General features: G+C 64.6%; 16 protein-coding genes. 7 read left to right on the plus strand and 9 right to left on the minus strand.

Annotated features, from left to right (window positions below):
- Together H7828_RS12680 and H7828_RS12685 are read right to left on the minus strand one after the other, a co-directional pair.
- Positions 1–226, minus strand: a 226-nt coding sequence (locus tag H7828_RS12680) for a DUF1153 domain-containing protein (RefSeq protein ID WP_226781413.1), incomplete at its 3' end; no start/stop codon positions are given.
- Positions 227–271: 45 nt separating this feature from the next.
- Positions 272–1,138 (minus strand): LysR family transcriptional regulator, encoded by an 867-nt coding sequence (locus tag H7828_RS12685; protein ID WP_226781414.1) that lies wholly within the window; start codon positions 1,136–1,138, stop codon positions 272–274.
- Positions 1,139–1,298: 160 nt separating this feature from the next.
- Between H7828_RS12685 and H7828_RS12690 the strand changes: the two genes are divergently transcribed.
- The 5 genes from H7828_RS12690 to H7828_RS12710 all read left to right on the plus strand — a co-directional run bounded on the left by H7828_RS12690 (position 1,299) and on the right by H7828_RS12710 (position 6,171).
- Positions 1,299–2,267, plus strand: a complete 969-nt coding sequence (locus H7828_RS12690; RefSeq protein ID WP_226781415.1) for a Bug family tripartite tricarboxylate transporter substrate binding protein — start codon at positions 1,299–1,301, stop codon at positions 2,265–2,267.
- A gap of 68 nt (positions 2,268–2,335) precedes the next feature.
- Positions 2,336–2,776 (plus strand): tripartite tricarboxylate transporter TctB family protein, encoded by a 441-nt coding sequence (locus tag H7828_RS12695; protein WP_226781416.1) that lies wholly within the window; start codon positions 2,336–2,338, stop codon positions 2,774–2,776.
- 7 nt (positions 2,777–2,783) lie between these two features.
- A complete protein-coding gene (locus H7828_RS12700; RefSeq protein WP_226781417.1) occupies positions 2,784–4,292 on the plus strand; it encodes a tripartite tricarboxylate transporter permease in 1,509 nt (502 codons plus the stop codon).
- Positions 4,289–5,101: a 3-oxoadipate enol-lactonase gene (pcaD, locus tag H7828_RS12705; RefSeq protein ID WP_226781418.1), complete on the plus strand. Its 813-nt coding sequence runs from the start codon at positions 4,289–4,291 to the stop codon at positions 5,099–5,101. Before H7828_RS12700 ends, pcaD begins: the two co-directional genes overlap by 4 nt.
- A complete protein-coding gene (locus H7828_RS12710) occupies positions 5,098–6,171 on the plus strand; it encodes a 3-carboxy-cis,cis-muconate cycloisomerase (protein WP_226781419.1) in 1,074 nt (357 codons plus the stop codon). The genes pcaD and H7828_RS12710 overlap by 4 nt, the downstream gene beginning before the upstream one ends.
- Before the next feature lie 14 nt (positions 6,172–6,185).
- Here the strand turns inward: H7828_RS12710 and H7828_RS12715 are convergent, their stop codons facing one another.
- The 7 genes from H7828_RS12715 to H7828_RS12745 form a co-directional block, all read right to left on the minus strand.
- Positions 6,186–7,082 carry an aldose 1-epimerase gene (locus H7828_RS12715; protein WP_226781420.1) on the minus strand — a complete coding sequence of 299 codons (897 nt, stop codon included), beginning with the start codon at positions 7,080–7,082 and terminating at the stop codon, positions 6,186–6,188.
- Entirely contained in the window at positions 7,057–7,809 is a 753-nt protein-coding gene (locus tag H7828_RS12720) for an SDR family oxidoreductase (protein WP_226781421.1), read from the minus strand. The genes H7828_RS12715 and H7828_RS12720 overlap by 26 nt, the downstream gene beginning before the upstream one ends.
- An 11-nt stretch (positions 7,810–7,820) precedes the next feature.
- A complete protein-coding gene (locus H7828_RS12725) occupies positions 7,821–8,552 on the minus strand; it encodes an ATP-binding cassette domain-containing protein (RefSeq protein ID WP_226781422.1) in 732 nt (243 codons plus the stop codon).
- A 1-nt stretch (position 8,553) separates the two neighbouring features.
- Positions 8,554–9,534 (minus strand): ABC transporter permease, encoded by a 981-nt coding sequence (locus H7828_RS12730; RefSeq protein ID WP_226781423.1) that lies wholly within the window; start codon positions 9,532–9,534, stop codon positions 8,554–8,556.
- Between the two features lie 71 nt (positions 9,535–9,605).
- Positions 9,606–10,580: a sugar ABC transporter substrate-binding protein gene (locus H7828_RS12735; protein ID WP_226781424.1), complete on the minus strand. Its 975-nt coding sequence runs from the start codon at positions 10,578–10,580 to the stop codon at positions 9,606–9,608.
- 28 nt (positions 10,581–10,608) lie between these two features.
- Positions 10,609–11,811 (minus strand): mandelate racemase/muconate lactonizing enzyme family protein, encoded by a 1,203-nt coding sequence (locus H7828_RS12740; RefSeq protein WP_226781425.1) that lies wholly within the window; start codon positions 11,809–11,811, stop codon positions 10,609–10,611.
- A gap of 7 nt (positions 11,812–11,818) precedes the next feature.
- Positions 11,819–12,532 carry a FadR/GntR family transcriptional regulator gene (locus H7828_RS12745; RefSeq protein ID WP_226781426.1) on the minus strand — a complete coding sequence of 238 codons (714 nt, stop codon included), beginning with the start codon at positions 12,530–12,532 and terminating at the stop codon, positions 11,819–11,821.
- A 238-nt stretch (positions 12,533–12,770) separates the two neighbouring features.
- On the opposite strand from H7828_RS12745, the gene H7828_RS12750 reads away from it, so the two are divergent.
- Complete coding sequence (locus H7828_RS12750) at positions 12,771–13,922, plus strand: ROK family protein (RefSeq protein WP_226781427.1); 1,152 nt, start codon at positions 12,771–12,773, stop codon at positions 13,920–13,922.
- 44 nt (positions 13,923–13,966) lie between these two features.
- Entirely contained in the window at positions 13,967–14,761 is a 795-nt protein-coding gene (locus tag H7828_RS12755; RefSeq protein WP_226781428.1) for an ABC transporter permease, read from the plus strand.
- Positions 14,762–14,763 lie beyond the last annotated feature (2 nt).

A 14,763-nucleotide genomic window follows, 5' to 3' on the forward strand; every position in this document is an offset into this window, starting at 1 on the left:
CCTGCAGGTCCCGGAGCTGCTTCTCGTATTGCTCGCGGATATCGAGCGGGTTGGCGCGCAGCGAGTTCTCCATGCCGCGCTTCGCTTCCTCGACCCAGCCCTCGATCTCGGAGGGCGTCAGGTCAAACGACCGGCTCGCCTCCGACACGGTCGTCTTGCCTTGGATGATCTCGATGACGAGCGCCGTCTTACGCTTCGCCGTCCACCGTTTGATGCTGTCGTCCATCGTCATACTCATCGCTACGTTCTCCCTTGTAGCATGAGCAGGTTTTCACTGGGTCGATACAGCCGCGTGCAGAATGTCAGCGAACCTGCGCCGGGCGGCGAATTCCGGGCTGTCGGCGCGCGAGATCAACACCGTGTCCTGCCAGCACCAGGGCTCGGGGATGTCGTGCAGGCGCACCGTGTCGCGGTTCGCGATGTTCTCGAGCGCCGAGAGCGGCAGAACCGTGATTCCGATCCCGGCGGCGGCGAAGCTCAGCCGCAGGCCGATGCTGGGCATTTCGATGATGCGCAACTGGGGATAACCGCTGCTGGCCCACCATTGTTCGATGTGCTTGCGTTGCGCGCCACCTGCCCGGGCCGCTAGGAAGGTGGAATCCCGCTGTCCGAACGGATCGCTCACACGGCGGGCCGAGGCCAGCACCAGGCGTTCGCGGCGCACCATCTCGATGTTCAGGGCCGGGTCGGCGGGTTGCGTGTTGATGATCGCACAGTCCAGATCATGGGCCTTGACCAGCGCGATCAGCTCGCTTGTCACGGTCGAGGTGATCTCGAATGTCACGTCGGGATAGGTTTCGTGATAGCGGGCGAAGACTGGCGGCAGATAGATGGTTGCGGCGGTATCGGTGGCCCCCACGCGCAGGGTGCCGCGCGGTTCGGCATCGTGGCGCACTGCCTTGGCCGCTTCGTCGAACAGCTTGATCGCCTTTTCCGAATACTCCAGCAGGATCCTCCCCGTGGGTGTCGGCACCATGCCGCTGCTTTCGCGTGTCACCAGCTTCTGGCCCACTTCGGCCTCAAGCTGTTTCAGCCGCGCCGTGACGGCCGACGGCACGCAGTGCAGGCGCGCCGCGGCCTTTGTCACGCTGGCGGTATCGCAGACGATCTTGAGCGTGGTGAGGTTGGCAAGGTTCATCGCACCGCCTTTTTCCAGGTGAACCGGCTGTGCGATACAGTTTCAGATTTTTTGAATGTCCAAGTCAACAATGATCATTTGTGGTGCATCGCAAGCCTTCGTAAGTTGCGGCATGAAGGCGGCAGGCGACATCTGCCGGTCAACAGGGAGGAGATTATCAATGCGCATCGTTTTCGCGGCGGCCTGCGCCGTCGGCATGTTTGCAGGTGGGGCCGCTCTGGCCCAGAATGCGATCACCGATCCGGAGTGTATCGCTCCGGCACAACCCGGCGGCGGGTTCGACCTGACCTGCCGCGTGGCCCAGGACGGATTTTCCGAGGTCCTGTCAGAACCGATGAAGGTTTCCTTCCTGCCGGGCGGGTCGGGCGCCGTGGCGATCAACCAGTTCAACACGACCCGCACCGACGATCCCAACGCCATCGTCGCATTCTCGACGGGGTCGCTTCTGAATATCGTGACCGGCAAGTTCGGTGAATGGACAGAGAACGACGTGCGTTTCGTGGGCACGGTCGGGGCCGACTTCGGCGCCGTCGTCGTGCGCGCCGACAGCGAATGGCAGAACCTCGACGATCTGGTGGCGACCCTGAAGGAAGACCCGACATCGGTGATCTTCGGGTCGGGCGGTTCGGTCGGATCGCAGGACTGGATGAAGGGCGCGATCTTGCTGGATACCGTCGGACTGGATGCCAAGACGATCCGCTATGTCGCCTTCGACGGCGGCGGCGAGGCGATCGCGGCCCTGCTGGGCGGCAACACCGATGTCTTCTTCGCCGATATGGGCGAAATGACGGCCCACATGGACACGGGCGAAATGCGCATTCTCGCCTCGCTGTCGCCCGAGCGGCTTCCCGCCCCCTTCGAGGAAATCCCGACTGCGATCGAACAGGGCTATGACGCCGAGTACACGATCATGCGGGGCTTCTACGTGGGCAAGAACGTTTCGGACGAAGCCTACCAGGAATGGATCGACGTGTTCCGCTCCGCCTATGAGAATGACCACTTCAACAAGGTGGTTGCCGAGAAGGGCCTGCTCAAGATGCAGATGGCCGGCGACGAACTGAACGCATCCATCGCCGACCGCGTGGACCGTCTGCGCGGCATGGCGCAACGCGCGGGCCTGATCCAGTAAACGGCACCGGACAGGGCGCGCGCCCCTGCGCCCTGTCCCCCCGAAACGCCCACACCCGGAGGCGAACCATGGCCGAACGGCTTTTCTACGGCGCCCTGTTCATCCTGACGCTCGGCTATCTCTATTTCGCCTTCGTCACGATCAAGGCCCCGATCCAGTACGACCCCCTGGGGCCGGAAACCTGGCCCCGCCTTCTGGGGCTCTTGATGGCGGTGGCCCTTGCAATCCGGCTGGTGCGGCCCTCGGGCGTGGCTCCGGACGTGGCACGGAAAACGATCATCCGGCTGGCAGTCGTCGCGGGGTTTCTCCTGCTCTATGCGATCCTGTTCCAGCGGCTTGGCTTCATCCTGTCGACCTGGGGCTTCTGTTCTGCCGTGACCTGGCTTCTGGGCACCCGGCCCGTGAAGGCCGTGATCTTCGGCGCGGTGGTCAGCACCGTCACCTTCTTCGTCTTCACCGATCTTCTCGATCTCAACCTGCCGGGCGGTTTGCTCGAATTCCTGGACTGATCTAGATATGGAAACCGTACTTTCGGGCCTTGCCGGCGGATTTGGCGTCGCGCTGCACCCTTTCAACCTGTTCCTCGTGCTGGTGGGGTGCTTTGGCGGAACCCTGATCGGCGCCCTGCCCGGAATCGGGCCCACGAACGGCGTGGCGATCCTGTTGCCCATCGCCTATGGCCTAGGACTGCCGGTGGAATCGGCGCTGATCCTGCTGGCCGGCATCTATTACGGTGCGGAATACGGCGGCAGGATCTCGTCGATCCTGCTGAACGTGCCCGGTGATTCAGGCGCGGTGATGACCACCCTCGATGGCCACCCCATGGCGGTGAACGGCGAGGCGGGGCGCGCCCTTTCCCTGTCGGCCGTCGCATCCTTCATCGGGGGCACCTTCGCCGTTGTCCTGATGAGCGTCTTCGGCCCCCTCCTTGCCTCCTATGCGATCTCGTTCTCACCGGCCGATTATGTCGCGCTGATGGTCTTTGCCTTCGCCTCGCTGGCCTCACTTGTGGGCAAGGACCCGCTGAAAACCCTGATCGCCGCACTGATCGGGCTGATGCTGGCCACGGTCGGCATCGATGCCTCGACCGGGATCAAACGGTACGATTTCGGCATCCCCGACATCCTGGCCGGGATCGATTTCCTGGTCGTCATCATCGGCCTTTTCGGCATCGGAGAGCTTCTGCACCTTGTCGAACAGCAGGTGACGGGGCGCATGTCGCTTCTGAAACTCGACAAGAGCTTCGTGTCGAAGGCCGATCTTCTGCTGACCAAATGGACCATCGCGCGCGGGTCGGTCATCGGCTTCTTCGTCGGCATCCTGCCGGGCACCGGCGCGTCGGTCGCTTCGGCGGTCGCCTATGGAACCGAGAAACGGCTGGCCCGCGACAGCGAAAAGTTCGGCACAGGCGATCCGCGCGGCCTTGCCGCCCCGGAAAGCGCCAACAATGCCGCCGCCGGCGGGGCCATGGTGCCCATGCTCACCCTCGGGATTCCCGGGTCGGGCACCACGGCGATGCTTCTGGGGGCGCTGCTGTTGTTCAACGTGCAGCCCGGCCCGCTGATGTTCCAGCAAAGGCCGGAAATCGCCTGGGGCCTGATTGCGTCGATGTATATCGGCAACGTGGCGCTTCTGGTGATCAACCTGCCGCTGGTCGGGCTGTTTGCCCGGATGCTGACGATCCCGCCGCGCTATCTGACGCCGCTTATCGGGGTGCTGGCCTTTGTCGGGGTCTATGCCGTGATCGGCAATACCTTCGATCTGAAACTTGCCATCGGCCTCGGGATTTTCGGCTGGATCCTGCGCAAGCTCGATTTTCAGCTGGCCCCCGTGATCCTGGGTTTCGTGCTGGGCAGCCTCTTCGAAAACAACCTGCGCCGCGCCCTGTCGATGTCGGGCGGTGACTGGTCGATCCTGCTGGAATCCTTCGACAGCCAGGCGCTCTATGTCCTGACGGCGCTGACCATCGTGATCCCGGTGATCGTGGGGCGTCGCCGGCTGCGGATGGCGGCACAGAAGCAATGAGCGTTGAAGTTCGCTGGCCGCGGGCCTTCCGGTGTGCCGACGTCACGCTGAACGTCGAAGTTGCGGCAGGGCCAGGCCGGGCACCGACGCTGGTGTTCATCAACTCTCTCGGGTGCGATCTGAGGATCTGGAACCGGGTGGTTCCGGCGCTGCGCCCGCACCTGAACGTGATCCGCTACGACAAGCGGGGGCACGGCCTGTCCGGCAGCGGCACGGGCGAGTGCCGGATCGCCACCCACGCCGCCGACCTTGTGGCGCTGATCGCTGAATTCGCCGAAGGGCCGGTGTTTCTGTGCGGCTTGTCGATCGGCGGTCTTGTCGCCATGGAAACCGCGCTTGGCCAGCCTGAGCTGGTCCGGGGCCTGATCCTCTGCGATACCGCCGCGCGGATCGGCACATCCGCGCGGTATCAGGACAGGACGAACCGAATCCGCAAGGGGGGCATAGGGGCCATCGCCGACGAACAGATGGAGCGCTGGTTTTCCCCGGCCTTCAGGGAAAATCATCCCGGCGAGGTTGAAATCATGCGCAACATGCTGGTGCGCCAATCCGACGAAGGCTACCTGGGCAGTGTCGCGGCCCTGCGCGAGGCCGACCTGACCCAGCGCATTGGGCAGATTTCCGCCCCCACATTGTGCCTTGTCGGCGAGCATGATGCCTCGACCCCGCCCGCCGTTGTCAGGGCCCTGGCCGACGGCATCCCCGGGGCGCGGTTCGCGGCAATCCCGGCGGCCGGCCACCTGCCCTGCATCGAAGCGCCCGAAGCGCTTGCCGATCATATCCTCGGTTTCTCGGGTGATTGCGCATGAGCGTCTCTGTCTTCGATCACCCCGTGCTGTCGGGCTGGGCCGGCGACGAGGCCACGCGCCTGGCCCTTTCCTTTGAGGCCGACCTCGCGGCGATGCTGCGGTTCGAAAGCGCGCTGGCCCGGTCACAGGCCGACCTTGGCCTTGTGCCCGACTCCGCCGCCGTGCGTATCGGGCAGGCATGCGCGGGGTTTCAGCCCGATATCGCGGCCCTGCGTGCCAGTACCGCGCGTGACGGGGTTGTCGTTCCGGGCCTGATCGACCAGCTGCGCCGGGCTGTCGACGCCCCCGCAAGGCAATATCTGCACATGGGGGCCACCAGTCAGGATGTGGTCGACACCAGCCTGATGTTGCGTCTGAAACCGCTGCTGGCGGGATATGAAAGGCAGCTTGAAGCGCTTGAAACCGAGGTCGGGGCGCTGGCCGACCAATGGGGCGACCGCCCGCTGATGGCGGTCACGCGGATGCGCGCCGCCCTGCCCTTTTCCGTCGGCGACCGGCTTTGTACCTGGAAACAGGGGCTTGTCGCGGCGCGCCACCGCCTGCGCGGGATGCAGGACACTGGCCTGGCGCTGCAATTCGCCGGACCGGTGGGAACGCTTGACAAGTTCACGGATGGCGGTGGCGCCCTGCGGGCCGCCCTGGCCGAACGCCTTGGCCTGCCCGATCCCGGCGGGCCCTGGCATGTAGAGCGGAGCAGGATGTTCCATCTGGCGACCACGCTGGCGCAGACGACGCAGGCCACGGGCAAGATCGGCATCGATGTTGCCTTGATGGTGCAGGACGGCATCGATGCCCTTGCCCTGACAGGCGGCAGTTCGTCCTCGATGCCTCACAAGGTCAATCCGGTCGATGCCGAACTGCTGGTCGCCCTGGCGCGGAAATCCTCGCTGAACCTTGGCGCCGCAGGCCTGTCGGCGGTTCACGAAAACGAACGCTCGGGTATTTCCTGGACGCTGGAATGGCTGTGCTTTCCAGATCTTCTGGCCTCGACCGGCGCGGCCCTGGGCGTGACGGCCCGCCTGCTGCGTTCGTTCCGACGCATGGGGCCCGAGCGACCGGCCAATCCATAGCGATCCGGTGCGCCTCAGGCCCGCGACTGCCATTCCAGTTGCATCGCGAATTCCAGGGTCGCGCCATGGGCAAGGCGTTTCAGGCCGGGCATGCCTGCCATGTTGTGGGCATCCACCGGATGGCTCACCGGTTCGAAACAGAAGAATCCGCTCTGCGCGCCCGGCGAATAGACAATGGCAGTATCAAGGTCAGTGTCCGCCGTCATCCGAAGATCGATCCCCAGGTGCGGCTGTGCGATCGTCACCGTGCCGGGCCATCGGGTGAAGGCGTTGTTGATCAGCCCCTCGGGCAGGGGCGCGCCGCTGGCGAAGGCGGCCTGGCCCCATTCGGCGGCCGAAACTTCGCGGGTCGGAAGGTGCTGCGCATCCTCCAGCCAGACGCCCTTGTGATCGAAGGTCAGCCGGGTTTCGGCGCCACGCGGGAACCAGGGATGGAAACCGCCACCGAAGGGCAGTTCACGCCCCTTGTTCGTGATCCGCAGTCCAGCGTGAAGCGTGCCGTCGTTCAGCCGATAGGTTGCCTCGGCGCTGTAGCGGTAAGGCCCGATTGCGCCGTCCTCAAGCGCCAGCACCGCCTGCGTGGCGCTTTGGCTGACGACCTGCCAGGGTTTCTGGAAGCCATCGCCGTGAATCGGAAAAGGCTCGCCCGTCAGGTTGGGCGCGAGGGGATGAAATGTTTCACCCTCGCCCGGATCGAAGGCGAAGCCGCCCCCCGATATCCGGTTTGAAAAGGGCACCAGCAGGTTCATCCCGACCCCGAAGACGCCCGCCTCCGTCCCCGGCCAGGGGCGCAGGACCGGCTGTTCCGTGCCATCGGGCAGCCGCGCCTGCATATCCGCCACGGCCCCGCCAAGGGCGGGCACCAGGCGCAGGCGGCTGCGCGCGTCACTCAGTTCCAGGAGCCTTGCCACCCAGCCATCCCCCATCGATGCCGATATTCTGTGCCGTGATCATCGCCGCCCCCGGCGATACCAGGAACGCCACCAGTCGCGCAACGTCGGCGGGTTCGATCCGGGTTTTCAGGCATTGCTGTTCCAGCACCCAATGGGAATATTCCTGTGCCTTGTCGGCAAAGACCCGCGCCTCGGCCTCGCTGACGATGGCGCCGGGCGCAACCGCGTTGACGGTGATGCCGTGGGGGCCAAGTTCGCGCGCAAGGCTGACGGTCAGCCCCAGCATCGCACCCTTGGATGCGATGTAGGGCACATAACCGTCGATCATCCCCTTCAACGTGACCGAGGTAAAGTTGACCACCCTACCCCAGCCCTGCGCCTTCATGTGTTCGGCGCACACCGCCGTCAGCGCGAAGGCCGCGGACGAGTTCACGCGCACCTGGTCTTCGTATTCGGCCATGGTAAAGGCCGAATAGGGGCGGTTGATGATCAGGGCGGCGTTGTTGACCAGGATGTCGAAACCGCCCGCCTGGCGCACGGTGTCCTGGGCAGCTTCGAGATCGTTCAGATCGCAGGGCAGGAAGCTGGCGCCCAGTTCGCCCGCCCGCGCCGCGCCGTCCTCATACTCGGGCCGTTCCAGGATGGTGACCTGCGCGCCCCGCCCTGCAAGTTCCTGCGCCTGGGCCCGCCCCAGAGAGCCAAGCCCCCCGGTGAGGAGAACCCTCTTTCCGTCTAGTTCTGCCATGGTTTCCTCCTTCACAGGGCCGAATGGATTTCTTCCATGTTCGTCTCTTCGGTGCGGCGGTCGAGAACCACCTCGCCGCGCGCCATGGCCACGATCCGGTCGCAGCATTCGAAGACATGATGGATATTGTGGCTGATGAAGATCGCGGTGATCCCCAGTTCCTTCAGCGATTGCACGAAACCGATCACCTTCTGCGTTTCCTTCACCGCAAGGTGGTTTGTCGGTTCATCCAGGATCATCACCTTGGATTTGAAGTGCATGGCCCGCGCGATGGCGACGCCCTGCCGCTGGCCGCCCGAAAGTTCGCCCACAAGGGCATCGGGCGATCGCAGGTGCAGATCGACATCGGCGATGGCCTGGACGCTTTCCTCGGCCATGCGCTTGCGGTCCATGATGCCTACGCCCATGAACGACGCCTTCAGCGGCTCGCGGCCGATGAACATGTTGCGCGCGATGCTCATGGTCGGCACCATCGAGTTGTACTGGTAGATCGTCTCGATCCCGCGATCCATGGCATCGCGCGGGTTGCGGAAGTTCACCTTTTCGCCGTCGATGGTGATTTCGCCCTCGTCGGCCTGCTGGATGCCCGACAGGATGTTGATCAGCGTGGATTTGCCGGCGCCGTTGTCCCCGACAAGGCCAAGCGCCTCGTTCGGCTGGATGTCCAGCGACACCCCCTTCAGGGCGTGCACGCCGGAATACCATTTGTGCAGGTTGCGGATCTTGATGATGGGATCGGCCATGTCAGGTCTCCACCTTCATTGCCTTGGCCTTCTTGCGCAGCCAGGAGTTGAGGATGACGGCGAAGATGGTCAGCGAACCGATCGCCAGCTTGAACCAGTTGGCATCGACCTGCGACAGCACCAGCCCGTTGTCGATCACCCGGATCAGGGTGGCGCCGATGATGCCCCCCAGGATCGTGCCGATCCCGCCGGTCAGGGCCGTGCCGCCGATCACTGCCGCCGCGACGGCCTGAAGCTCCAGCCCCTCGCCGATCGAGGGCAGCGGCGCGCCAAGGCGCATCACCTGGATGGTGCCGGCGAACCCCGCCAGCAGCGAACACAGCATGAAACACGCGGTCTTCACCCGCGCCGTGGGAATGCCCATGGCCTGGGCCGCGGGCAGGAAACCGCCCGTGGCGCGCACCCAGTTGCCGAAGTTCGTGCGCGACAGCAGAAGCGATACCACCACCGCCACCAGGACGAACCAGACAAAGGACATGCGGAACAGATCGTTCGGCCCGACAAAGGATGTGAACATCCCTCGCGGCAAGGCGTCGCGCGGCAGGACCGGCGGGAAGCCCCCGGAAATCACGACGGTGATCGACCGCGCGACGAACAGCATCCCAAGCGTGGTGATGAAGCTGGGGATCTGGAAGCGGATGGTCAGGAAGCCGTTGACGAATCCGATCAGAAGCGCCGTTGCCATGCCGGCCATGATCGCGGGCAGGAAGGGCCAGCCGTCCTGAATGAGAACCGCCATCACCATGGGCGTCAGCGCGAATACCGACCCCACCGAGAGGTCGAATTCGCCGCATATCATCAGCAGGGTCACACCGATGGCCACCAGCGCCATTTCAGGCAGGATGCCCAGGATACCCTGCATGTTGTAGGCGTTCAGAAACGCGCCGTCGGTCTGAAACTGGAACACCGCCGCCAGCAGAAGCAGGAACACGATGCCCGCCAGCTCTGGTTTTTCCATGTAGATCTTGAGTAGTCGTCGCATGAAGCCCGTCCGCCCCCTTGGTTCTGAAGGGGGCCGCGGTGCGTTGCCCGCGACCCCGGATCGTCAGATGCTCAGCGCAGGCCCTGCGCGGCGAGGTCTTTCAGGGCGGCAACATCCTCTTGCAGGACAAGGCCCTGACCGGTGTCCACATCGGTGGGCGACAGGCCGAAGTTGTGGGCCAGGTAGGCCTGTACGACCGGCATGAACCCCTGCATGTAGGGCTGCTGGTCGACCTGCACCTGGATATAGCCGGCCTCCATCTGCTGCAGCACTTCGGACACGATGTCGAAGCCGCCCATCAGAACGGTGCCCGGTTCGATCCCGCGATCGGCCAGAACCTGCGCGACATAGGCGTGCCACAGCCCGGTGTCGAAATAGACCGTCGTGTCGGGGTTGGCGTTGATATAGGCGCCCACCCGTTCGGCCACCTGCGCACCGTCGGTGCCGGTGTCCAGCCGTTCGATGTTGACGTCGCGGCCGGTTTCCTCGGCCCAGGCCTTGAGGCCCTCGATCACGCCCTGGCCGCGCTGTTCCGACCAGTTCTGGCCGGGCGCCGAAATGCCGACGACCGCGTTGATCGGGCCTTCCTCGGGGAAGAACTCGGTCATCTTGGCGGCCAGCGACCGGCCCGCCGGCACGAAGCCCTGACCGATGAAGGCCGCGCGGGCGTTGCCTGCGGCGCCTTCGCTGTCGTCCACGTTGACGGCGACGGTGATCACGCCGTCATCGACCGCACGCTGGATGATCTCGTCAAAGGCGTTGTTGTCGACGATCGAGGTCAGCAGGGCGTCGGGGCTGCGCGCCAGCGCGGTCATCATGTTGGCGGCCTGCTGGTCGATGGCGCCTTCGGTCTGGGTAAAGACCATCTGGCAGTTCGCCTCGATCTTTTCGCAGGCGTCGTCAAAGCCCTTCTTGACGGCCTGCCAGAACGGGTTGGATGCCGACGAGTGATGCGTGAAAACGATGTTCATCTTGTCGTCCTGCGCCATGGCCTGACCACCGGTCAGCGCCGCCGCAAGGGCGATGGTGGATACGAGTTTCTTCATGTCTTCCTCCCTTGGTAAATCTTGCGGGTCAGATATCTGCCCCGGTCGTCATTCGCCTTGTCACGTCAAAGGCACGGGCAAGCTCGGGGTTGAGCGCCATGCCCAGCCCCGGCCCCGGCGGCACCGTGATCATGCCGTTGGTTACCGTCGGCAGCGCGGTCACCAGATCGCGGTACCAGGTGTTGTAGAAGGCGCGCACGCTTTCCTGCACCAGCGCGTTGGGCGCATTCAGCGACAGATGTGTCGATGCCCCCAGAACCACCGGCCCGGTGCAATCGTGCGGCGCAACCGGCAGGTGCCAGGTTTCGGCCATGGCGGCGATCTTGCGCGCCTCGGACAGGCCACCGCACCAGGAAATGTCCAGCATGACAATACCCGCCGCACCGGTTTCCAGCAGGTCGCGGAAGGCCCAGCGGCTGCCCAGCGTTTCCGACGCCGAAATCGGGGCGCGGCTGACGGCGGCATAGCGGGCCAGGTCGCCCAGGCTGTCCATCTTGATGGGGTCTTCGTGCCAGAAGGTGCGGAACTGCTCCAGCTCGCGGGCGATTTCCATGGCCGGCAGCAGTTGCCACATCGAATGGAACTCGACCATGATGTCGATCTTGTCGCCCACCGCGTTGCGGATCTTCTCGAACGGTTCAAGTGCCGCGCGCATGTCCGGCCCCGAGATGTACTGACCGCGGGTCTTTTCGGCGGCCATGTCGAAGGGCCAGATCTTCATGGCGGTGATGCCATCTTCCAGCAGCGATTGCGCCAGTTCGTCGGCGCGGTGCAGGAAACCGTTCAGGTCGTCATACTGCCCGCGCGTCTCCAGCCCATAGTTCCCCGACTGCTGGCCGGTGGCCTTCTTGATGTATTCGGTCCCGGCGCAGGTGTTGTAGGTGCGGATCTCGCGGCGCGAGAAGCCGCCCAGAAGCTGGGCAATCGGCTGGCCCGTGGCCTTGCCGAAGATGTCCCACAGCGCGATGTCGAAGGCGGAATTGCCGCGCACCTCGGCCCCGGTGGACCGGAACCCCAGATAGCCGTTCAGATCGGCCGCCAGCAGGTCGATCTGCAGCGGGTCGCGCCCGATCACCTGCGGCGCGATGAATTCGTGGATGTAGGTTTCGACCGTTTCGGCAAGGAAGAACGTCTCGCCCAGGCCGGTGATGCCTTCGTCGGTGTGCACCTCGATCCACAGCAGGTTGGGCCGTTCGGCAATGCGGATGGTTTCGATTCCGGTTATCTTCATGTTTGCCTCACGCTATTCCGGCCGCGACCAGCGCGCGGACACTTTCATCGAAATGGAGCGACATCAGTTCGCTCGCTCGTTGTGGATTTCCCGTCTGTATCGCCTCGGCCAGGTCGCAATGCAGCCCGACAACCTTTTCCTGCTGGCTGCGCTCGGTACGGCTGCGCCATCCGATGGGCCAGGTCTGGCGGGTGATGCCTTCGAAGGCGCCGACGATCAGCGTGAACACCGGATTGCGCGCCGCCTTCGCGATCGCCAGGTGGAAAGCGATGTCGTGTTCCAGCATCCGGTCCAGATCATCGTGCGATTCGGACATGACCTGCGAATGCGCCACGATCTGCGCGGCCTCATCTTCGGTGCGCCGCAGCGCCGCCAGGGCCGCGGTGCGCGCCTCGATCGTGCGGCGCACGTCATAGATCTGCTGGATCGATATCTGATCGATGTGGACACCGTGTTCGATGAGCGGCGACAGCGAGGCATAGTCCAGCCCCGCCACCGTCGCCCGCTTGCCGGTGTTCTGTTCGATCAGCCGCATCGCCGCGAGCGAGCGAAAGGCCTCACGCACTGTGGTGCGCGATACGTTCAGCTCCCGGCTCATCTCGATCTCGCTGGGCAGCCTGTCCCCCAGGCCAAGATCGTTTACCCGGATATGCCGCGTGATGGCGGCGATGGTTTCGCCGACCAGGTTCTGGCTACCGGGAGTTTTGACGCGAGGATTCACGGGGTTTCCAATGCAGATTCGCCAAACTTGTAGGACAGGTTTATTGAAAATGATTGTTACCTATCCCGATTGTGGTCTGTCAACATCCATTTCCACTTTTTCGGGCACCCCGAATGCGGCCCCGCAAGGCTGGTTTCTTGCTGGCCGGCGCGCCGGGCTTGCCGACAGCCATTTTCAGAAAAGGGATTGACAGAATCCCTCGTTACTTTACTCACTAAGTAAACAAAAGGAGGGCGACATGACGGCCATCGGCAACATCCTCAGCCTGCTGCGCGATACCGAAGGGCTTTCCCGGGCCGATATCGTGCGCGCCACGGGTCTGTCCTCGGCCGCGACCACGAAGATCACCGCCCAGATCCTTGCCGAGGGCTATGCCCGCGAAACCCGGGCCGAGGATTTCACCGGCATCGGCCGCCCCCCCGTCACGATCAGCCTTTGCCCCGATGCCCGGCTGGTCTGTGGCATTCACCTGTCGGCGGGCAAGGTGGCCATCGCCCTGACCAACCTGCGGCTGGAGCCGGTAGCCGAAACGCGGTTCGGTTTCGATACCGCCTCGTCGCCTGACGAGGTGATCGAACGCACCGTCGCCGCCGCCAACGACCTGTTCGAACGCAACGGCACCCTGCGCCAGGATATCGTCGGGGTCGGTGTCGGGGTTCCCGGTCGGGTGGACGCCGCTCAGCGCATCAACACCCATGCCGTCGCAACCGGTTGGTACGACGTGCCCTTCGCCGACCGCTTCGAGGCCGCCTTCGACCTGCCCGTGGCGCTTCAGCACAACGCCACCGCCATCGCCCTGGCCGAAACCTGGTTCGGCGCCGGGCGCACCGCCGAAAGCACCCTGCATGTCTTCATGGGGCGCGGCACCGGCGGGGGCCTTGCCTATGCCTCGCGGGCGCTGGCTCCGGCGCGGATCGGCGGCCCCATCGAACTGGGCCATATCGTGATCGACCAGAACGGCGCGTCCTGCGCCTGCGGCGGGCGCGGCTGCCTTGAAACGGTCTTTGCCGAACGCCCGTTGCTGAAGGCCCTGGGCCTTGACGAAGTGCCGCCCGAAGGCCTGATCGCCGCGGCCATGCGCACCCCCGAATGGGACGGCATCTACGATGCCTTCCTGCGCGCCCTGGCCACCACCGTCACCCTGATCGCCCCCGAGGCGGTGGTGCTGGGCGGACACCTGGAAGTGGCGCCGCCCGAATTCACCGACCGCCTGCGCCAGGATCTGGGCGGGCGCATCATGCAGCAGCAACGTGTCGGCCTGACCATCGGCCCGACATTGCTGGGCCCCGGTGTCGGTGTGCGCGGTGCGGCCTGCGTGGGGCTGGACCGGTTCTTCTATGCCGCCGGCCCGTCGCGCCAGCGCCCGGCGCATCACCGCGTCACGACATGAATCGCAGAAAAGGCCCGGCCGTGGCCGGGAAGGGAGAGTAACAGATGTCCGTCATATCCGACGCCGAACCACCCGATCAGAAACGCCGCGGCGTCCCGCCCCGCGCCCTTGTTCTGGGTATCATTTCCTTCGCGGCGGGCATCGGCCTGTGGTGGCTTGCCACGGTGTCCGGGCTGTCGGTGCTGCCCAACCCGCTTGCCGTCGCGATCCGCTTTGGCGAGCTTCTGGCCAACGGGCAACTTCTATCGGATGCCGGGGCGTCGCTGGCGCGGGTGTTGACCGGTTTTGTCATCGGCACGGCCGTTGCCATTCCGGTCGGCTTCCTGATGGGCTGGTACAAGACCGCGCGGTCGCTCATCGACCCCTGGATCCAGTTCTTCCGCGTCGTCCCGCCGCTGGCGATCATCCCCCTGGCCATCGTCACGCTGGGGATCGACGAAAAGCCCAAGATCTTCGTCATCTTCCTGGCGGCATTCCTGTCGTCGGTGGTGGCGACCTATCAAGGCGTCATCAGCGTCGACAAGACCTATATCAACGCCGCCCGGGTGCTGGGCGCGTCGGACCGCACGATCTTTGCCAAGGTCGTCATCCCGGCCTCGACGCCCTTCATCCTCGTGGGCTTTCGCATCGGGCTGGGCTCGGCCTGGGCGACGGTGGTGGCGGCCGAACTGATCGCGGCCCAATCGGGGCTGGGGTTCAGGATGCAGCAGGCGCAGCTTTACTACGATTTGCCGACGATCTTCGTGTCGCTGATCACCATCGGAATACTTGGGCTGATCATGGACCGCGTCGTCGTCTGGAGCGACACCCGCCTTACCGGCTGGCAGGAAAGGATGTGATC

It is taken from the genome of Oceaniglobus trochenteri (assembly GCF_020529025.1).
Lineage (GTDB): Bacteria > Pseudomonadota > Alphaproteobacteria > Rhodobacterales > Rhodobacteraceae > Oceaniglobus > Oceaniglobus trochenteri.